Here is an 18,541-nt window from a genome sequence, read left to right as displayed (position 1 = left end):
CTCAATTGCGGTCAAAAAACACTATATGGAGAATGTTTTCAATATGGAAACACGCTCAATCCTCGATTATGCTGTGAAAATCGCCCAATAGATGGAACTCTCGGGAGACCCCATGGCCCAGACCGTCGAGACCTCCACCCCCGCACCCTTCCGCGCCGCCTTCGCGCCGGAGGATGAAATTCTCGCCCGGGTCCTGCTCGCGGAAGCCAGCCTGCCGCCCGCCCACGAGCGCCAGATCGATGCGGAGGCCACCCGGCTGATCGAGGCCATCCGCGCCGGGCAGGGCGGAATCGGCGGAATCGAGCAGATCCTGCAGGAATATTCCCTTTCCACCAAGGAGGGGCTGGCGCTGATGGTTCTCGCGGAAGCGCTGCTGCGGGTGCCGGATTCGACCACCGCCGACAAGCTGATCGAAGACAAGCTGGGCCAGGGCAACTTCCTCGAGCATCAGCCGAAATCGGATGCCCTGCTCATCAATGCCTCGGCCTGGGCTTTGGGCATTGGCGCGCGCATCATCCAGCCGGGCGAGACGCCGGACGGCATTCTCGCGAGCCTTGCGAAGCGCATCGGGCTGCCCACTATCCGCACGGCGGCGCGGCAGGCCATGCGGGTGATGGGCAACCATTTCGTGCTGGGGCAGACGATCGACGAGGCGCTGAACCGCGCAGGTTCGGGTGCGGCGCGCAGCTACCGCTATTCCTTCGACATGCTGGGTGAAGGGGCGCGCACCGCCGAGGATGCCGAACGCTACTTCCAGAGCTATGCCGATGCCATCCGCCATATCGGCGCGAAGGCCGGCAACGCTGCCCTCCCCAATCGGCCCGGCATTTCCGTGAAGCTCTCGGCCTTGCATCCGCGCTACGAGGCCACCAACCAGGAGGCCGTGCTGGCTGAGCTCACCCCGCGCGTGGTGAGCCTCGCGGAGCAGGCCAAGAGCTTCGACCTCAACTTCACCATCGACGCGGAAGAAGCCGACCGCCTGGAACTCTCGCTCGATCTCTTCCGGCAGCTGGCGCAGGATTCCAAACTCGCGGGCTGGGATGGCCTCGGCCTCGCCGTGCAGGCCTACCAGAAGCGGGGCCGGGCGGTCATCGCCTGGCTCGATCAACTCGCGCAAGCCACGGGTCGCCGCTTCATGGTGCGCCTCGTGAAGGGCGCCTATTGGGATACGGAAGTGAAGCGCGCGCAGGAGCGCGGCCTGCCGGATTTCCCGGTCTATACCCGCAAGGCGATGACCGACCTCAATTATGCGGCCTGCGCCAAGGCGATGCTGCAGGCCCGGCCTCGCCTCTACCCACAATTCGCGACCCATAATGCCCTGACCATCGCGACGATCCGCGCGATGGCCGGCAATGCCGAGGGCTATGAATTCCAGCGCCTGCACGGCATGGGTGAGGCCGCTTATTCCGCGTTGCTGGCGCAGAGCCCGGATGCGGCCTGCCGGGTCTATGCGCCTGTGGGCGGGCATCGCGATCTCCTCGCCTATCTCGTGCGCCGCCTGCTGGAAAATGGAGCCAATTCCTCCTTCGTGAATGAGGCGGCGGATTCCAACGTGCCCGTTTCGAAGCTGCTGACGCGCCCTGCCACGCTGATCGGTGCGCCGGAACGCGCCCGGCACAAGCGCCTCGCCCGGCCCGACGCCCTGTTCCCCGATGGCCGCAGGAACAGCCGGGGTTATGAACTCGGCCATGCGGAAACGCTCGAAAAGCTGCTCCGGGCGCGCGATTTCGCACCCGCCTCCGCCACGAGCCTGATCTCGGGGCGCATGGTGAAGCATGGCTCGGTTGAGGCGAAATCGCCCGTTGATGGCAAGCCGATCGCCAGCGTATTCAACGCCATGGCGGCCGATGCGCGCGCGGCCATCGAGGCCGCCCGCGAGGGCTTCCACCGCTGGGGCCGCACGGAGGCATCCCACCGCGCGGCCCTACTGCGCGCCGCCGCTGACAAGCTCGAAGCGAGGACGGGTCGTCTTGTCGCGCTGCTGCAGCGCGAAGCAGGCAAGACGCTCGACGATTGCATCGCCGAAATTCGCGAGGCAGTCGATTTCCTGCGCTACTATGCGGATGAGGCGGAGCGCGTGATGGGCGCACCGATCGCCCTGCCCGGCCCGACGGGCGAGGATAATCGCCTGCTCTATCGGCCGCGCGGAGTGATCGTGGCGATCGCGCCTTGGAATTTCCCGCTGGCGATCTTCCTCGGGCAGGTCGCGGCGGCGTTGGCGGCCGGACACACGGTGGTCGCGAAACCCGCCGAGCAGACGCCGCTCATCGGCATGCTCGCGGTCGAATTGCTGCATGAGGCCGGCATCCCGAAGGATGCCCTCCATCTCGTGCTCGGCGATGGCGCCATTGGGGCCGCCCTCGTGGAGCACCCGGCCATTGCCGGCGTGGTCTTCACCGGCTCAACAGAAACCGCCCGCCGCATCAATCGCGCGCTCGCCGCGAAGGAAGGTCCGATCATCCCGCTGATCGCGGAAACGGGCGGCATCAACGCGATGATCGTGGATGCCACGGCCTTGCCGGAACAGGTGGCGGATGACGTGGTGCTCTCGGCCTTCCGCTCGGCAGGCCAGCGCTGTTCGGCCCTGCGCCTGCTTTGCGTGCAGGAGGATGTAGCAGATCGCATGATCGAGATGATCGTCGGTGCCGCGAAGGGACTCCGCCTCGGTGATCCCACTCGCCCGGAGACCCATATCGGCCCGGTGATCGATGCCGAGGCGAAGGACCGGCTCGATGCGCATATCGCCAGGATGAAGCGCGAGGCGAAGGTGCTCCATGCAGGCGAGGCCCCGCAGGGGCTCTATGTCGCCCCGCATGTTTTTGGACTCCAGCGCGTCGAAGATCTCGGCGAGGAGATCTTCGGGCCCGTGCTGCATGTCGTGCGCTACAAGGCGGGTGAACTCATGAGGCTGGTCGAGGCGATTGACGCCTCAGGCTTTGGCCTGACTTTCGGCATGCATTCGCGCATCGACAGCGATACCGAAAAGGTCACGAACCGGCTCCAGACCGGCAATATCTACGTCAACCGCAACATGATCGGCGCGGTGGTGGGCGTGCAGCCCTTCGGCGGGCATGGCCTTTCCGGCACCGGCCCCAAGGCGGGCGGGCCGAATTACCTGCTGCGCTTTACGACCGAGCAGGTCATCTCGGTGAATTCTGCAGCGGCCGGTGGCAATGCGAGCCTGATGGCCCTGTCGGAGGAGTGAAGCGCCGGATCCGGCTTCGGCGCTCGCCAACCGCTCCGCAGAAAGGCCGCCCTGGAGCGGCCTTCCTTTCCGGCGCGAGCCCGAAGCCTTTCCGGCGCGGGCCCTAGGGCTTGGCCGGGCAAGCTCAGCTGCGGACCGCCGCCATCATCGTGCCCAGAGCCGCGATGCGCTCCGAAACGAGCGCGCGGGCGTCATCGGTCGTGGTGGCGCGGAGTTCATCCTCCGCAGCCTTCATCTCCGCCGCAACCTTCTCGCGGTCGATTTCCTCGACCGGGACAGCCTGCTCGGCGAGCAGCGTGAGGCCCGACGCGTTCACATCGAGGAAGCCGCCGCGAACGAAGAGCCGCCTGCCGCCATCGACCGTGACGACGCCCGGACGCACGGCCGACATGAATGGCGCATGGTTCGCAAGCACGGTGACATCGCCCTCGGCGGCCGGAACGACCACCGAGTTCACATCACCCGAGAACAGAACCCGCTCCGGGGAGACAAGTTCGAAATGGAAGCTGGCCATGGGTTACGCCGCCTCGGCCGCGAGCCGCTGCGCCTTCTCGACCGCTTCCTCGATGGTGCCGACCATGTAGAAGGAAGCTTCTGGGAGGTGGTCATACTGGCCGTCCACAAGGCCCTTGAAGCCCTTGATCGTGTCCGAGAGCTTCACGAGCTTGCCGGGCGAGCCGGTGAAGACTTCCGCCACGTGGAAGGGCTGCGAGAGGAAGCGCTCGATCTTGCGGGCGCGGGCCACGGTCAGCTTGTCCTGCTCGGAGAGCTCGTCCATGCCGAGGATCGCGATAATGTCCTGCAGCGACTTGTAGCGCTGGAGGATCGACTGCACCTGGCGCGCCACGTTGTAGTGCTCCTCGCCGACGATCGCCGGGGAGAGCATGCGCGAGGTCGAGTCGAGCGGGTCCACCGCCGGGTAGATGCCCTTCTCGGCGATCGAGCGCGAGAGCACGGTCGTGGCGTCGAGATGGGCGAAGGAGGTCGCCGGCGCCGGGTCGGTCAGGTCGTCCGCCGGCACGTAGATCGCCTGCACCGAGGTGATCGAGCCCTTGGTGGTGGTGGTGATGCGCTCCTGCAGCGCGCCCATATCGGTCGCGAGCGTCGGCTGATAGCCCACCGCGGAAGGGATGCGGCCCAGCAGCGCCGAGACTTCCGAGCCAGCCTGCGTGAAGCGGAAGATATTGTCCACGAAGAACAGCACATCCTGCCCCTGATCGCGGAAGTGCTCCGCGACGGTGAGGCCCGTCAGCGCGACGCGCGCGCGCGCCCCCGGCGGCTCGTTCATCTGGCCATAGACCAGCGCGCATTTCGAGCCCGCCGCGGAGCCGCCATGCTCCTTCGGGTTCTTGTTGACGTTCGACTCGATCATTTCGTGATAGAGGTCGTTGCCCTCGCGGGTGCGCTCGCCCACGCCGGCGAAGACGGAATAGCCGCCATGGGCCTTCGCGACGTTGTTGATCAGCTCCATGATCAGCACGGTCTTGCCCACGCCGGCGCCGCCGAACAGGCCGATCTTGCCGCCCTTCGCGTAAGGCGCGAGCAGGTCCACCACCTTGATGCCGGTTTCGAGGATCTGTGCTTCCGTCGACTGTTCCGAATACGAAGGAGCCGGCTGGTGGATGGCGCGGGTGGTTTCGCCCACGACCGGGCCGGCTTCGTCCACCGGCTCGCCGATCACGTTCATGATGCGGCCGAGCGTGGCATCGCCCACCGGAACCAGGATCGGCTGACCGGTATCGGTCACGTCCTGGCCGCGCACGAGGCCTTCGGTCGAGTCCATCGCGATGCAACGCACGGTGTTCTCGCCGAGATGCTGCGCCACTTCGAGAACCAGACGGTTGCCGAGGTTCTTCGTCTCGAGCGCGTTGAGAATTTCCGGGAGGTGACCGTCGAACTGCACATCGACGACGGCGCCGATCACCTGAGAAATACGACCCTTCGGCTTCGCCATTTTTCCGTTCCTCGTCCAAACCTGATCAGATGACCTGCAGCGTCACGGGCACATGGCCGCGCGTCGCCTTCGAATAGGGGCAGATGGTGTGGGCCTCTTCCATGAGCGCCTTCACCTTGTCGGGCTCCGCGCCCGGGATGGCACATTTCAGCACCGCGCTCAGCGCGAAGCCGCCGCCTTCATCCTTGTTCAGCGTGACCTCGCAGGTGACATTCGCGCGCTGGCCGTCCACGCCATGCTTGGGGGCGAGAACGATGATCGCCTGGCCGTAACAGGAGACCCAACCCATCGCGAAGAGCTGCTCCGGATTCATGCCGTCCGGCCCGCCGGGCACAAGCTCCTTCGGCAGGCTCATGCCCAGAACCAGCTTGCCGCCTTCGAGCGACACGCGCCCGTTGCGGCCGCCGCCGGCCACCGCAGTAGTCGTCATGATCGGAGTCAGGGCCATGCTCGTCTCCCGCTCAGAGCGCTTCCGCGCCGGAAATGATTTCGATCAGTTCCTTCGTGATCATCGCCTGACGCGTGCGGTTGTATTTCTGCGTCTGCTTCTTGATCATCTCGCCCGCGTTGCGAGTGGCATTGTCCATGGCGCTCATGCGCGCGCCCTGCTCCGACGCCGCATTCTCGAGCAAGGCGCGGAACACCTGCACGGAGATGTTGCGCGGCAGGAGCGCGGAGAGGATCGTGGCCTCGTCCGGCTCGTAATCATAGGTCGCGATCGAGGGCGAAGCGCTGGCGGGAATTTCCGCCGGAATGACACGCTGCGCGGTCGGGATCTGCGAGATGACCGACCGGAACTGCGAGTAGAACAGCGTCGCGACGTCGAATTCGCCATTCGCGAACATCGCCATCACGCGCTGGCCGATCTCGTCGGCGTTCGCGTAGCCGATCTGCTTCACAGAGCGCAGCTCGATCAGGTCGACGATCTGCTTTTCATACTGGCGCTTCAGGATGTCGTAGCCCTTGCGGCCGAGGCAGAGGATCTTCACCGTCTTGCCGGCCTGCTGAAGCCGGTTGATATGCTCGCGGGCGAGACGCGCGATCGAGGAGTTGAAGGCGCCGCAAAGGCCGCGCTCGGCCGTGCAGACGATCAGCAGATGGACCTGGTCCGAGCCCGTGCCGGCAAGCAGGCGCGGCGCATCCGCGCCCGACACACCCGCGCCGAGATTGGCGAGCACCGCTTCCATCTTCTGCGCGTAGGGACGCGCGGCCTCGGCGGCTGTCTGCGCGCGGCGCAGTTTCGCCGCGGCCACCATCTGCATGGCCTTGGTGATCTTCTGCGTCGCCTTCACGGAAGCGATGCGGTTGCGAAGGTCTTTTAACGAGGGCATGGGTTTTCCCGTCTGGCCGGCGACTGGCGCGGGGCGAACCCCGCGCCGGAGAGGCTTACGCGAACGACTTCGTGTAGTTGGTCACGATGTCCTTCAGCTTCGCGGCATTCGCGTCCGAAAGGTCCTTCGTCTTGCCGATCTCGGCGAGAAGGTCGGCATGGCTGCCGCGCAGGAGGCTGAGAAGGCCATCCTCGTAGGCGCGGACGCGATTCACCGGCAGGTTGTCGAGATAGCCGTTGACGCCGGCATAGATCACGCAGACCTGCTCTTCCATCTTCAGCGGCGAGAACTGCGCCTGCTTCAGGAGCTCGGTGAGCCGCGCGCCGCGGTTCAGCAGGCGCTGGGTGACCGCGTCGAGATCCGAACCGAACTGCGCGAAGGCGGCCATCTCGCGATATTGCGCGAGTTCGCCCTTGATCTTGCCCGCGACCTTCTTCGTGGCCTTCGTCTGCGCGGCGGAGCCGACGCGCGACACCGAGAGGCCGACATTCACCGCCGGGCGGATGCCCTGGAAGAACAGGTCCGTCTCGAGGAAGATCTGGCCGTCGGTGATCGAGATCACATTGGTCGGGATATAGGCCGACACGTCGTTCGCCTGCGTCTCGATGACCGGCAAAGCCGTCAGCGAACCCTTGCCGGCCGCGTCACCCATCTTCGCCGCGCGCTCGAGCAGGCGGGAGTGGAGATAGAAGACGTCGCCCGGATAAGCCTCGCGGCCCGGCGGACGGCGCAGCAGCAGCGACATCTGGCGATAGGCGACCGCCTGCTTGGAGAGATCGTCGTAGATGATCACGGCGTGCATGCCGTTGTCGCGGAAGAATTCGCCCATGGCGCAGCCCGAGAACGGCGCCAGGAACTGCATCGGAGCCGGATCGGACGCGGTTGCGGCCACGACGATGGAGTAATCGAGCGCGCCGCGCTCCTCGAGCACCTTCACGAACTGCGCGACGGTGGAGCGCTTCTGGCCCACCGCGACATAGACGCAGTAGAGCTTCTGGCTCTCGTCATCACCCTCGTTGAGCGGCTTCTGGTTCAGGATGGTGTCCAGCGCCACGGCGGTCTTGCCGGTCTGCCGGTCGCCGATGATCAGCTCGCGCTGGCCGCGGCCGATCGGGATCAGCGCGTCGATGGCCTTGAGGCCGGTCGCCATCGGCTCATGCACCGACTTGCGGGGAATGATGCCCGGCGCCTTCACATCCACGCGGGAGCGGGCCTTGGCCTTGATCGGGCCCTTGCCGTCGATCGGGTTGCCGAGAGCGTCGACGACACGGCCGAGCAGTTCCTTGCCGACCGGAACGTCCACGATGGCGCCCGTGCGCTTCACCGTCTGCCCTTCCTTGATGTCGCGGTCGGAACCGAAGATCACGACGCCGACATTGTCGGTTTCGAGGTTGAGCGCCATCCCGCGGATGCCGTTCTCGAACTCGACCATCTCGCCGGCCTGGACCTTGTCGAGGCCATAGACGCGCGCAATGCCGTCACCGACGGAAAGCACCTGGCCAACTTCGGTCACCTCGGCCGAAGAGCCGAAATTCTTGATCTGCTCCTTGAGGATCGCGGAGATCTCAGCGGCGCGGATATCCATCGGGGCGTGCCTTTCGCTTTAAACGTTCGTCATCGCGATTTTCATCGCGTTCAATTTGGTCCTGAGGGAGGCGTCGATCATCTTCGAGCCCATCTTCACGACGAGGCCCCCGATGATCGCGGGATCGACACGCTCGGTGAGCGCGATGCTCTTTCCGGCCGTGGACTGGAGCGCATCCAGAACAGCCTTGCGATTCTTGTCCGACAGCGGCGCTGCCACCGTCACTTCGGCGCTCACGATGCCCTTCTTCTCGGCAACCAGCGCGCGGAAGGCGGCGACCATGGCCCGGACGAGGAAGAGGCGGCGCTTGGAAGCGACGAGCTTCAGGAAATTCGCGGAAAGACCGCCGATCCCGGCCTTGGCGAGCACGGCCGTGATGGCCTTTTCCTGCTCTTCCGAGGTGAAGACCGGGTTGCGGCACAGCTGCTCCAGATCTGCGCTCTCGTCGAGCAGGGCCAGGAATCGATCGAGATCCACGCTGACGGCGTCAAGGGCCTTGCCCTCGTTCGCAAGCTCGAAAAGCGCGACGGCATAGCGGCCGGCAATTCCGGAGACGATGGGGCTCGATGAGGCCACGGCTCGAACGTCTTTCGTTTCTTCACACGGCAAGCGGGGCCAACGCGACACCCAAGGAGGGGAAGTGGCGTGAAATTTGCCGCTCGTCGTGCCCAAGAAGGGAGATCTCTCGACGACTTGGCGGCTGAGGCACCCGCAAGGATGCGCTGCAGCAACCGGCCGGTCGCTAACAAATCTTCAACGCCCGCGCAACCCCTTATCGCCGCCGACTTTCGGCCCAGACGCCGCGGGTTTCCACCTCAGAGGAAACTCATCGGGTCGATATCGACATCCACCCGCGCCCCGCCACGCGCCGGACCGGCCCGTTCCAGCATCGCGCGGATGGCGGACTGGATGGAAACCGCTCGCGGTGCCTTCAGAATGAGGCGCATGCGGTGCTTGCCCCGCAGAAGCGCCAGCGGCGGATCGGCCGGCCCCAGAATGGTGATCGAGGGGATCGCCCCCTCCTCCATCAGCCGGAATCCGGCTTCCGCGAGCTTGCGCGCATGGGCCTCGGCCGCCGAGCGATCTTTCGCGGACACGAGAATGGCCGCGAGACGCCCGAAGGGCGGCAGCCCCGCCGCCTCACGGCTCGCGATCTCGGCAGCGTAGAAGGAGGCCTCATCGCCCGAGAGCAGCGCGCGGATCACCACGTGCTTCGGCTGGTAGCTTTGCAGCACGCCCCGCCCCGGCCTTTCGCCGCGCCCGGCGCGGCCCGTGACCTGGGTGAGAAGCTGGAAGCTGCGCTCGGCGGCGCGCGGATCGTTCGAGACAAGCCCGATATCGGCATCCACCACGGCCGCGAGCGTGAGTTTCGGAAAATTATGGCCCTTCGCGATCAGTTGCGTGCCGATCACGAGGTCGAATTCGCCATCCGCCACCGCCTGCAATTCGCGCTTCAGCCGCTCCGTGCCGCCGGGAAAATCGCTGGAGAGCACGATGCGACGATGATCGGGGAAAGCTGCCGCGATCTCTTCGGCCACGCGCTCCACGCCGGGACCGCAGGCGGTGAGGCTCTCCTCCGCGCCGCATTCCGTGCAGGCGATGGGCCGGCGCTCGGTATGCCCGCAATGATGGCAGATCAGCGCCCGGCGGAAACGATGCTCCACCAGCCAGGCATCGCAATTCGGGCATTGCCAGCGATGCCCGCAGGCGCGGCAGAGCGTCAGCGGCGCATAGCCGCGCCGGTTCAGGAACACCATCGCCTGCTCGCCGCGCGAGAGCGTCTCGCCGATCATCCCGATGAGCTTTGGCGAGAGATAGGCCCCGCGCGGGGGCGCATCCTTGGTGAGGTCGATCGGCAACAAGTCGGGCAATGCGCGGCCCGCGGCGCGGCTTTCCAGCTTCACATGGCGGTAGCGGCCCTGCTCGGCATTCACCCGGCTCTCGATGGAGGGCGTGGCCGAGGAGAGGATCACCGGGCAGCCCTCGCACTGCCCGCGCAAAACCGCCATGTCCCGCGCGTGGTAGCGCACCACATCATCCTGCTTGAAGGCGGCCTCGTGTTCCTCATCCACCACGATGAGTCCGAGGCTGCTGAAGGGAAGGAAGAGCGCGGAGCGCGCACCCACCACCACTTTCGCCTCGCCCTCCGCCACGGCATGCCACAGGCGATCGCGCCGGGTGCTGGCGATGCCGGAATGCCAGAGGCCCGGCGCACCGCCGAACCGCGCCTCGAACCGGGCCACGAATTCCGGCGTGAGCGAGATTTCCGGCAGGAGGATCAAGGCTTGCCGTCCCGCTTCAAGCGCCGTCGCGACCGCCTCGAAATAGACCTCCGTCTTGCCCGATCCGGTGACGCCCTCCAGCAGAACCGGCGCGAAACCACCCGTCTTCACGAGGCCGGAAAGCTCATCCGCCGCCGCGCGCTGCTGGGCATTCAGCCTCGGGCCGCGCGAGGCGAGATCGAATGACGCGGCGCGCGCAAGGCTCGGCAACGGAACCATCTCGAAGACGCCTTCATCCATCAGCGCATCGATCACGCCAGTGGAGCAGCCCGCCGCCTCCGCGAGATCCTTCCTGCGATGCGTGAGGCCTCCCAAAGCCGCCGCCATCACCCGGGCGCGGGTCGGCGTCAGGCGGCGCGGCTGCGCGCCCGTGGCGCGAAGGCCGAATCGCGGTGCTTCATGCGCCTCGGCATCGGGATCGCGCATCGCCATCCGTGCGACAAGCCCGAGCGGTGCCAGCGTATAGGCCGAGACGCGCTGCAGGAACGTCATCAGCTTTTCAGGCAGGGGGGGCAGGGCAGAGAGCGCGCGGATCGCCTTGAGGTTCTCGCCCGAAGCCTTCCCGTCCACGCTCCAGACGAGGCCGAAAGTCTCGCGCGAGCCCAGCGGCACATGCACGGTCTGGCCCGGTTGCAGCGTCATCCCCTCCGGCACGCGGTAGGAATAGGGCGCATCGAGCGCAAGCGGCAGGACGATGTCGGCGATCATCGCTCTCCCTCCTTTGGATGCGCTATCTGCTTGCATATCACCGATTCGTATCCTCCCGGGATGCGCCGTTTCTTAACCGGGAAAAGCGAGACTATGCGTATGAACGTCATTGAACTCGCCCTTCAGGATTGGCTGCGCGCCCTCACCCATGAGCGCAAGGCAGCGCCCAACACGGTCGAATCCTATGGCCGCGACGTGCGGCAGGTGCTCGCCTATTTCGGCGCGGATGTGACAAATCCGGCGGACCTGCTGGCACTGAAGCCGTCTGACCTGCGCCTGTTCATGGGGGAGCGCCGCAACAAGGGTGTCGGCAGCCGCAGCTTGATGCGCCAGCTCGCGGGGTTGCGCTCCTTTGCGCGGCATCTCGAGCGCGAGGGGCATGGCCATGCCTCGGCCTTCAAGGCCGTGCGCGGCCCGCGCGTGAAAAAGGGGCTGCCGCGCCCCCTCACCCCGCAGGATGCCCGTGCCACCGCAGCGATTTCCACCCGCGCCGGCGAGGAACGCGAGCCTTGGGTGCTCGCGCGTGATGCCGCCGTTTTTGCCTTGCTCTATGGCGCCGGCTTGCGCATCTCGGAGGCGCTTTCGATCAAGCGGAAAGACGCGCCGAAGGCGGGCGCGACGCTCGTCATCCTCGGGAAGGGCGGCAAGCCACGGCAGGTGCCGATCCTCCCGCAGATCGCGGCGGCCATCGACGATTACCTCCGGCAATGCCCGTGGAAGATGCGCGGGGATGAGCCGCTTTTCGTGGGCGTGAAGGGCGGCCCGCTCTCGCCGCGCATCATCCAGCTCGCGATGGAGGGCCTGCGCGGGGCGCTGGGCCTGCCCGAAAGCGCCACGCCGCATGCCCTGCGCCATTCCTTCGCGACGCATCTGCTGGCGCGCGGCGGCGACCTGCGCACCATTCAGGAGCTTCTGGGTCACGCTTCGCTCTCCACCACCCAGATCTACACGGAAGTGGACACGGCGCGCCTGATGGCCGCCTACAAGGCCGCCCATCCGCGGGCCTAGAGCATCCGCCCGCCAAGTGGATAAAGGTTGGCGGAAAAAGCGGATGCGAAAACAAGAAGAGTGAGCGCAAGATCTGATTCAATCAGATCGGTTTGCGCTCTAGACCGGACTGGGTGGGGCTTCGCCGTTCAGAGCGTGGGGCTCACGGTGCTTTCGGTGCGGTGCATTGGCGGGTGATCGCCTCGATCCGCAGGCGTAGGGTCACATCGGGCGCATCCGCCAGCACGCGCTGCCAAAGGCCTTCCCTCTTCAGGTTGCTCACCGTGCAGCCGCAGAAATTTGCACAAGTGAGCGTGTCGCCGCCGGTGCCGACGCATTGCTCCTGGCAGGAGAGCAGGAAGTCGCGCGTCTCGCGATCCACGGGCGGAAGCATCGCCGAAGCGAGCACGGCCAGCCCGCCATAAAGCACCGGCTGGTGGATGAGGTAGATCGGCAGGCTGTTCCGCCCCATCCAGATGAGGGCTCGCATCGGCCGCTGAGGCGCGGCGGGAGCCTCGCTCCCCACCGGGCGCCAGAGCTTCGCCATCGCGATGCCCATGAGCACACAAGCGAACCACGGAAAAACCGGCACGAAATCATTCGTGGAAGGCAGGCGCGTGCCAAGCCCCAGCCAGATCAGCCAGGGCGATGAAAAGGCCTCCGCCTTGAAGGCGATCGGCAACGCGAAGACAAGGGTGGCCGCGATTGCCACGGCAAGCCACGGCGAGCGCAGGAAGGGCAAGGCCAGCACGCTCGCAAGCGCGATGTGATGCAGGATGCCGAAGAATATGAAGCGATCGGGGAAGACGAGATAAGTCCCGATGGTCACGAGCGCCGCCGCCCCGGCGACGAATGCCAGCCGCCTGAGGAAGCGCTCGCGCCCGAAACCCTGGCCATGCGCCAGAACCAGCCCGACACCCACCAGTGCGAGAAAGCTCGCGGCGATGGCATGGCCAAACCAGATCCAGAGCGGAAAATCGCGCAGATCAACCGGAATCAGCTCCAGAAACGAGAGATTCCAGCCGAAATGGTAGATCACCATCGCGACAATCGCGACCCCGCGCGCGGCATCGATGATCGGGAGACGGGCGAATCGCGGCAGGGAAATCGGGCGTTCATTCATGCCGCGAACATGGCCGCTCGCGACGGGATTGTCACGAACGACGATCCGATGGTTTGACGATCAGGACGACCGGTCACCGATGATCTCGCGCAGGATCGCCACATGCGCTGCATAGGCGGCAGCGCCAGCTTCGGTCATCCGGAGAGCGGTATTTGGGCGTTTTCCGACGAATCTCTTCTCGATATCGACATAACCCGCCTTTTCGAGAGCCGCGATATGCGCTCCGAGATTGCCGTCGGTTGCGCCGGTGATTTCCTTGAGTTGCGAAAAATCGAGTCGCTCTTTGGGGTCCTCGAAAAGCTGGTCGAGCGCGGCCATGATTTTCAAGCGTAGGGGCTGATGGATCAGTTCGTTGAAGCCGTTCAAATCCGCCGATCCTTCAGGATCAACCAGACGCCGGCCGGCATCAGCACGAACCCGCAGAGCAAGGCGAGATAGGCAAACCGGATTTCCATCACCGGCTCATAGGCAAGAATGCCCGCGATGCTGAGAATCAGGGGCAGCACGGCGACGGCATACCAGCGCCCGAGCCAGAGCATGACCGCGAAAAGCTGGAAAATTCCAACTAGGAACCCGACCAAACCAGCTGTGGCAGAGATGTCTGGCATCGCGCCATGGGTTCTGAAAAATTTCTCCAGCCAACCAGCCACGAGGGCGGCTAAGGCTGGAAGAAAAAAATCACAAACGTTCTGCTTCAGACTGATCGGGGGGTGGACGCGCTGAATGATCCACACTGAAGCGAGCAGACAAACCAAAAGGATCATGACTCCGGAAAAGCCGCTGATCAGCTTGGTACCAAACCACAACTCAGACAACCGGGACTGGAGACCGAATCCCACAAGGCCGAAAGTTCCGAACGCAAGCAGACCGGGTCCAATACCGCGTCGTCTCCCGACATCGCGAACACGCTGCTCGGCCGCCTCAACAAACGCCAGGGCCTCGCGGGCATCGTCGGGAGAAACAGTCATTTCTTGCCCCATCACAAAGATTACTCTGTGTCATAGAGTTTATAATTTATACTCTGTCAAGCAGAGTTTCTCATCAAAAAAAGCCGCCCAGAGGCGGCTTAGAATGGTGGTTGGCAGGAAAACCCAAGCCTTTACATATGGATCTGACGTTTTTCCACGGCCATCGCCGCTTCCTTCACCGCCTCGCTCATGGTGGGGTGGGCGTGGCAGGTGCGGGCAAGGTCTTCCGAGGAACCACCGAATTCCATCAGCACCGCCGCCTCGTGGATCATCTCGCCGGCACCCGCGCCGATGATATGCACGCCGAGCACACGGTCAGTCGCCTTGTCGGCGAGCACCTTCACGAAGCCATCCGTGGCGCGGTTGCCGCGCGCGCGGCCATTCGCCGTGAAGGGGAACTTGCCGACATTGTAGGCAACATCCGCGGCCTTGAGTTCTTCCTCGCTTCTGCCCACCGAAGCCACTTCCGGGAAGGTGTAGACCACACCGGGGATCACGTCGTAATTCACGTGGCCCGCCTTGCCCGCAAGGATTTCCGCCACGGCGACACCCTCATCCTCGGCCTTGTGGGCGAGCATCGGCCCGCGCACCACATCACCGATGGCATAGATGCCCGGCACGTTGGTCTCGAAATGAGAACCGATGGTCACGCGGCCGCGCTCCATCGCCACGCCCACGGCCTCAAGCCCGAGGCCATCCGTGTTCGGGCGACGGCCGATGGCGACCAGCACCACATCCGCCTTCACTTCTTCCGCCGCGCCGCCCGCGGCTGGCTCGACCGCGAGCGTCACGCCATCCTTGCCGGTCTTCGCAGCCGTCACTTTCTTGCCGAGGTGGAACTTGAAGCCCTGCTTCTCGAGAATGCGCTGCATCTGCTTGGCGACCTCGCCATCCATCCCCGGCAGGATGCGATCGAGATATTCGATGACCTCGACCTTCGCGCCGAGCCGGCCCCAGACGGAGCCCATCTCAAGGCCGATCACACCCGCGCCGATCACCACCAGCTTGCCCGGAACGCCTGAAAGCTCCAGCGCGCCGGTGGAGGTGACGATCTGTTTCTCGTCCACTGTCACGTTCGGCAGGTTCGCCGATTCCGAGCCCGTGGCGATCACGATGTTCCTGGTCTCCAGCACCTGCGTGGAGCCATCCTCGGCCTGCACCTGAACTTTGCCGGCGGAAAGAATCGTGCCGAGCCCATGGAAGGCCTCGACCTTGTTCTTCTTCAAGAGGAAGCCGACGCCGTTCACATTGGCATCCACCGTCTCCTGCTTGTGCTTCATCATGGCGGCGAGGTTCAGTTTGGGGGCAGGCACGTCGATGCCGAGCGCCGCGAAGCCGTGCCCTGCCTCATGGAACATCTCGGAAGCGTGCAGCATCGCCTTGGAGGGGATGCAGCCGACGTTTAGGCAGGTGCCGCCATGCACTTTTCGCTTTTCCACCACCGCGACCTTGAGGCCGAGTTGCGCCGCGCGGATGGCACAGACATAGCCGCCGGGGCCGGTGCCGATGATGATGAGATCATAAGCCATGAGCGGCTCCTTGTTCTTGAAAGGGGCGCCGCCTCAGCGGCCGCCGGAAACGGTGAGAAGCGTGCCGACCGCGTAGGACGCCTTGTCGGAAACCAGCCAGCGCACGGCTTCCGCGACTTCCTCCGCCGTGCCGCCGCGCTTGATCGGGATCGTGCTTTTCAATTGCGCGATCCGGTCCGGAATGCCGCCCGAGGCGTGGATATCGGTCTCAATCAGGCCCGGCTGTACGCCGTTGACGCGGATGCCCTCGTTCGCCACCTCGCGCCCGAGCCCCAGCGTGAACGCATCGATCGCGCCTTTCGCGGCGGCGTAATCGACATATTGCCCCGGCGCGCCGAGCCTTGGGGCGATGGATGACATGTTGACGATGGCGCCGCCCGTGCCGCCGAGGCGGGTCGACATGCGTTTGATCGCTTCGCGCGCGCAGAAGAACGTGCCCATCACATTGATATCGAACATGCGCCGGAAGCGCTCGGTCGACATCTCGACCACGGGCTGGGCGATATCGACGACACCGGCATTGTTGACGAGTGCCTTGAGCGGTCCGAGTCTGTCGGCGGCGGCGAAAATGCCCGCGACATCGGCCTCGTTCGCGACATCGCCCTGAACGGCAACCGCCTTGCGGCCCTTGGCGAGAATCGCCGCCACGACCTCATCGGCAGCAGCCTTGTTGCCGGCATAGTTCACGACAATATCGTAGCCGTCATCCGCCAACCCGAGCGCGCAGGCGCGCCCGATGCCGCGCGAACCGCCGGTGATGAGGGCGACGGGGGTAATTGTCATTTTTTATTTAACTCCTTTGCTTGACATTCCAATCGAAAATAGGAAGCTGCTTTGCATTCGTGGCAGCGTTGTTTTTTATTATTTAGTGATATTTTGCCAATTCAAATCACTAATTACGTCTGGAGAATTTCTCATAGCCCCCCCGATAGACATCGCCCAACATGAATTACTCTCGAAAACATGAAACTGTTCACCATGAATTTCTTGGTATTTTGGATAGCCAACCAACCAAAGCGATGGCAAATTTGCAACCCATTGTTCCTTAATACCTGTAGAGATTAACGCTCTTTTCTCTCCGCCGACCCAAAGAGAAAATTTGATGTAAATTTTGCCATCTGGATCAAGAAAATCGGATGCCTGGACGTTTCCTACGACCTGACCTGAATGGGCGGTGATCAGAACTTCAACCCAATCCAAGTCCTTTTCACTGCTCATAATGATGGCATGCTTCGCTTCTGCTCTCAAAAGCAGTTTGCCTCGCTGTATATGCTGAGCAAGCCATTCTTGGACCTTTTCGCGTTTGGGGGAGCCACAATCAAGTGCCGCAGCCCCTCCCAAGAACGGCAAGATCAACATTAATCCGACAGCAACTAACTTCATTTCCTTCACAGATCCATCACCAGCCGCGCGGGATCTTCGAGGCATTCCTTCACGCGCACGAGGAAGGTCACCGCTTCCTTGCCGTCGATGATTCTGTGATCATAGGAGAGCGCGAGATACATCATCGGCCTGATCTCGATCTTGCCGCCGATGACCACGGGCCGCTCGTGAATCTTGTGCATGCCCAAGATTCCGGATTGCGGGGCGTTGAGGATCGGGGTCGACATCAGCGAACCATAGATGCCGCCATTGGTGATGGTGAAGGTGCCCCCCGCCATCTCCTCGATCTTGAGCTGGCCATCGCGTGCGCGCTTGCCGAAATCGGCGATGCCCTTCTCGATGCCGGCGAGGCCGAGATGATCCGCGTCGCGCAGCACAGGCACGACGAGGCCCTTGTCGGTGCCGACGGCGATGCCGACATGGTAGTAGTTCTTGTAGATGATGTCCGTCCCGTCGATCTCGGCATTGACGCCCGGCAGTTCCTTCAGCGCCTGCACGCAGGCTTTGACGAAGAAACCCATGAAGCCGAGCTTCACGCCGTGCTTCTTCTCGAAGAGATCCTTGTACTGGTTGCGCAAAGCCATCACGCCGCTCATGTCGACCTCGTTGAAGGTCGTGAGCATCGCGGCACTGGTCTGGCTTTCCTTCAGCCGCCGCGCGATGGTCTGGCGCAGCTTCGACATCTTCACGCGCTCTTCGCGGCTGGCATCCGACGGGGCGAAAGCCGCACGCGGCGCGGCCGGAGCGGCGGGCGCAGGAGCCGGGGCGGGGTTCGCCAGCGCGCGAAGCACGTCCTCCTTCAGCACCTGGCCGCGCTTGCCCGAGCCGGCCTCGACCGCAACACCGGTCTCGGCCATCAGCTTCGCGGCGGAAGGTGCCGGCGGCATGGAGGTCGCGGCCGCCGGAGCCGCCACAGCGGCAGCCGGGGCCGGGGCCGGGGCGGCAGCCTTCGGCTTTTCGGCCGGGGCGACCGCAGCCGCAGCACCACCCGCCGCGATGGAGCCGAGCAGCGCATTGACGCCGACGGTCTCGCCTTCCTTCGCGACGATCTCGGCCAGCGTGCCGGCTGCCGGCGCATTCACTTCGAGCGTCACCTTGTCGGTCTCGAGTTCCAGCAAGGGTTCATCCGCCTTCACGGCATCGCCCGGCTTCTTGAACCACTTGCCGATGGTGGCTTCCGAGACGCTCTCGCCGAGGGTGGGAACGCGGATTTCGGTGCTCATGGGACAGGGACCTTCTTGAACGGAAAATGCGAGGATCAGGCTGCAAACGCGTCGTTGAGGAACGCGTTCACCTGCTCGAGATGCTTCGACATCTGACCCACGGCCGTGGAGGCCGCGGCCGGGCGGCCGGCATAGCGGGCGCGGGTGGAAGATGCGCCGACCTGCTGGAGCGCCCATTCGAGATAGGGCTCCACGAAAGTCCAGCTGCCCATGTTCTTGGGCTCTTCCTGGCACCACACCACATCCGCCTTCTTGAAGCGGGC

General features: G+C 64.4%; 17 protein-coding genes. 2 read left to right on the top strand and 15 right to left on the bottom strand.

Features of this window, described 5'->3' with window-relative positions; translation table 11 throughout:
* The first annotated feature begins 112 nt into the window (after window positions 1-112).
* Window positions 113-3,205, top strand: a complete 3,093-nt coding sequence (gene putA / locus ACKODO_RS11600; protein WP_408983593.1) for a bifunctional proline dehydrogenase/L-glutamate gamma-semialdehyde dehydrogenase PutA — start codon at window positions 113-115, stop codon at window positions 3,203-3,205.
* Between the two features lie 124 nt (window positions 3,206-3,329).
* Here the strand turns inward: putA and ACKODO_RS11595 are convergent, their stop codons facing one another.
* From ACKODO_RS11595 to ACKODO_RS11565, 7 genes are all read right to left on the bottom strand, one after another.
* Window positions 3,330-3,719: a F0F1 ATP synthase subunit epsilon gene (locus ACKODO_RS11595; protein ID WP_408983592.1), complete on the bottom strand. Its 390-nt coding sequence runs from the start codon at window positions 3,717-3,719 to the stop codon at window positions 3,330-3,332.
* Between the two features lie 3 nt (window positions 3,720-3,722).
* Entirely contained in the window at window positions 3,723-5,159 is a 1,437-nt protein-coding gene (atpD, locus tag ACKODO_RS11590) for a F0F1 ATP synthase subunit beta (RefSeq protein ID WP_408983591.1), read from the bottom strand.
* A 25-nt stretch (window positions 5,160-5,184) separates the two neighbouring features.
* Entirely contained in the window at window positions 5,185-5,607 is a 423-nt protein-coding gene (locus ACKODO_RS11585; protein WP_408983590.1) for an Ohr family peroxiredoxin, read from the bottom strand.
* Between the two features lie 13 nt (window positions 5,608-5,620).
* Complete coding sequence (locus tag ACKODO_RS11580) at window positions 5,621-6,490, bottom strand: F0F1 ATP synthase subunit gamma (RefSeq protein WP_408983589.1); 870 nt, start codon at window positions 6,488-6,490, stop codon at window positions 5,621-5,623.
* A 55-nt stretch (window positions 6,491-6,545) separates the two neighbouring features.
* Window positions 6,546-8,075, bottom strand: a complete 1,530-nt coding sequence (gene atpA, locus ACKODO_RS11575; RefSeq protein WP_408983588.1) for a F0F1 ATP synthase subunit alpha — start codon at window positions 8,073-8,075, stop codon at window positions 6,546-6,548.
* An 18-nt stretch (window positions 8,076-8,093) separates the two neighbouring features.
* Window positions 8,094-8,651 carry a F0F1 ATP synthase subunit delta gene (locus ACKODO_RS11570; RefSeq protein WP_408983587.1) on the bottom strand — a complete coding sequence of 186 codons (558 nt, stop codon included), beginning with the start codon at window positions 8,649-8,651 and terminating at the stop codon, window positions 8,094-8,096.
* A 239-nt stretch (window positions 8,652-8,890) separates the two neighbouring features.
* The gene (locus tag ACKODO_RS11565; RefSeq protein WP_408983586.1) at window positions 8,891-11,065 is read right to left on the bottom strand and encodes a primosomal protein N'; all 2,175 of its coding nucleotides are present in this window, start codon (window positions 11,063-11,065) and stop codon (window positions 8,891-8,893) included.
* 93 nt (window positions 11,066-11,158) lie between these two features.
* Here ACKODO_RS11565 and ACKODO_RS11560 point away from each other — a divergent pair, with 93 nt between their 5' ends.
* Entirely contained in the window at window positions 11,159-12,073 is a 915-nt protein-coding gene (locus tag ACKODO_RS11560) for a tyrosine recombinase XerC (RefSeq protein WP_408983585.1), read from the top strand.
* Window positions 12,074-12,215: 142 nt separating this feature from the next.
* On the opposite strand, the gene ACKODO_RS11555 is transcribed toward ACKODO_RS11560, so the two are convergent.
* The 8 genes from ACKODO_RS11555 to ACKODO_RS11520 form a co-directional block, all read right to left on the bottom strand.
* Entirely contained in the window at window positions 12,216-13,175 is a 960-nt protein-coding gene (locus ACKODO_RS11555) for a heparan-alpha-glucosaminide N-acetyltransferase (protein WP_408983584.1), read from the bottom strand.
* Between the two features lie 60 nt (window positions 13,176-13,235).
* The gene (locus tag ACKODO_RS11550; RefSeq protein ID WP_408983583.1) at window positions 13,236-13,541 is read right to left on the bottom strand and encodes a transcriptional regulator; all 306 of its coding nucleotides are present in this window, start codon (window positions 13,539-13,541) and stop codon (window positions 13,236-13,238) included.
* The gene (locus ACKODO_RS11545; RefSeq protein WP_408983582.1) at window positions 13,538-14,143 is read right to left on the bottom strand and encodes a hypothetical protein; all 606 of its coding nucleotides are present in this window, start codon (window positions 14,141-14,143) and stop codon (window positions 13,538-13,540) included. The genes ACKODO_RS11550 and ACKODO_RS11545 overlap by 4 nt, the downstream gene beginning before the upstream one ends.
* A 131-nt stretch (window positions 14,144-14,274) precedes the next feature.
* Window positions 14,275-15,672, bottom strand: coding sequence for a dihydrolipoyl dehydrogenase (lpdA, locus tag ACKODO_RS11540; protein ID WP_408983581.1), 1,398 nt, complete (start codon window positions 15,670-15,672; stop codon window positions 14,275-14,277).
* A gap of 33 nt (window positions 15,673-15,705) precedes the next feature.
* Entirely contained in the window at window positions 15,706-16,455 is a 750-nt protein-coding gene (locus ACKODO_RS11535; RefSeq protein WP_408983580.1) for an SDR family oxidoreductase, read from the bottom strand.
* A 78-nt stretch (window positions 16,456-16,533) separates the two neighbouring features.
* Window positions 16,534-17,055, bottom strand: coding sequence for a hypothetical protein (locus tag ACKODO_RS11530; protein ID WP_408983579.1), 522 nt, complete (start codon window positions 17,053-17,055; stop codon window positions 16,534-16,536).
* A gap of 5 nt (window positions 17,056-17,060) precedes the next feature.
* Window positions 17,061-18,278 (bottom strand): 2-oxoglutarate dehydrogenase complex dihydrolipoyllysine-residue succinyltransferase, encoded by a 1,218-nt coding sequence (gene odhB, locus ACKODO_RS11525; RefSeq protein ID WP_408983578.1) that lies wholly within the window; start codon window positions 18,276-18,278, stop codon window positions 17,061-17,063.
* 35 nt (window positions 18,279-18,313) lie between these two features.
* Window positions 18,314-18,541: hypothetical protein (locus ACKODO_RS11520; protein ID WP_408983577.1), on the bottom strand; the 228-nt coding region annotated here is incomplete at its 5' end.

This window comes from Rhabdaerophilum sp. (genome assembly GCF_046092605.1).
Classification (GTDB): Bacteria; Pseudomonadota; Alphaproteobacteria; order Rhizobiales; family Beijerinckiaceae; genus Rhabdaerophilum.
Note: the sequence above shows the minus strand (reverse complement) of the source record. Positions and strands in the feature narration are given on the sequence as shown.

Excerpts from the sequence above, each read along its gene's own strand:
- putA (WP_408983593.1), top strand. The coding sequence starts at position 113 with ATGGCCCAGACCGTCGAGACCTCCACCCCCGCACCCTTCCGCGCCGCC.
- ACKODO_RS11595 (WP_408983592.1), bottom strand. The coding sequence starts at position 3,719 with ATGGCCAGCTTCCATTTCGAACTTGTCTCCCCGGAGCGGGTTCTGTTC.
- atpD (WP_408983591.1), bottom strand. The coding sequence starts at position 5,159 with ATGGCGAAGCCGAAGGGTCGTATTTCTCAGGTGATCGGCGCCGTCGTC.
- ACKODO_RS11585 (WP_408983590.1), bottom strand. The coding sequence starts at position 5,607 with ATGGCCCTGACTCCGATCATGACGACTACTGCGGTGGCCGGCGGCGGC.
- ACKODO_RS11580 (WP_408983589.1), bottom strand. The coding sequence starts at position 6,490 with ATGCCCTCGTTAAAAGACCTTCGCAACCGCATCGCTTCCGTGAAGGCG.
- atpA (WP_408983588.1), bottom strand. The coding sequence starts at position 8,075 with ATGGATATCCGCGCCGCTGAGATCTCCGCGATCCTCAAGGAGCAGATC.
- ACKODO_RS11565 (WP_408983586.1), bottom strand. The coding sequence starts at position 11,065 with ATGATCGCCGACATCGTCCTGCCGCTTGCGCTCGATGCGCCCTATTCC.
- ACKODO_RS11560 (WP_408983585.1), top strand. The coding sequence starts at position 11,159 with ATGCGTATGAACGTCATTGAACTCGCCCTTCAGGATTGGCTGCGCGCC.
- ACKODO_RS11555 (WP_408983584.1), bottom strand. The coding sequence starts at position 13,175 with ATGAATGAACGCCCGATTTCCCTGCCGCGATTCGCCCGTCTCCCGATC.
- ACKODO_RS11545 (WP_408983582.1), bottom strand. The coding sequence starts at position 14,143 with ATGACTGTTTCTCCCGACGATGCCCGCGAGGCCCTGGCGTTTGTTGAG.
- lpdA (WP_408983581.1), bottom strand. The coding sequence starts at position 15,672 with ATGGCTTATGATCTCATCATCATCGGCACCGGCCCCGGCGGCTATGTC.
- ACKODO_RS11535 (WP_408983580.1), bottom strand. The coding sequence starts at position 16,455 with ATGACAATTACCCCCGTCGCCCTCATCACCGGCGGTTCGCGCGGCATC.
- ACKODO_RS11530 (WP_408983579.1), bottom strand. The coding sequence starts at position 17,055 with ATGAAGTTAGTTGCTGTCGGATTAATGTTGATCTTGCCGTTCTTGGGA.
- odhB (WP_408983578.1), bottom strand. The coding sequence starts at position 18,278 with ATGAGCACCGAAATCCGCGTTCCCACCCTCGGCGAGAGCGTCTCGGAA.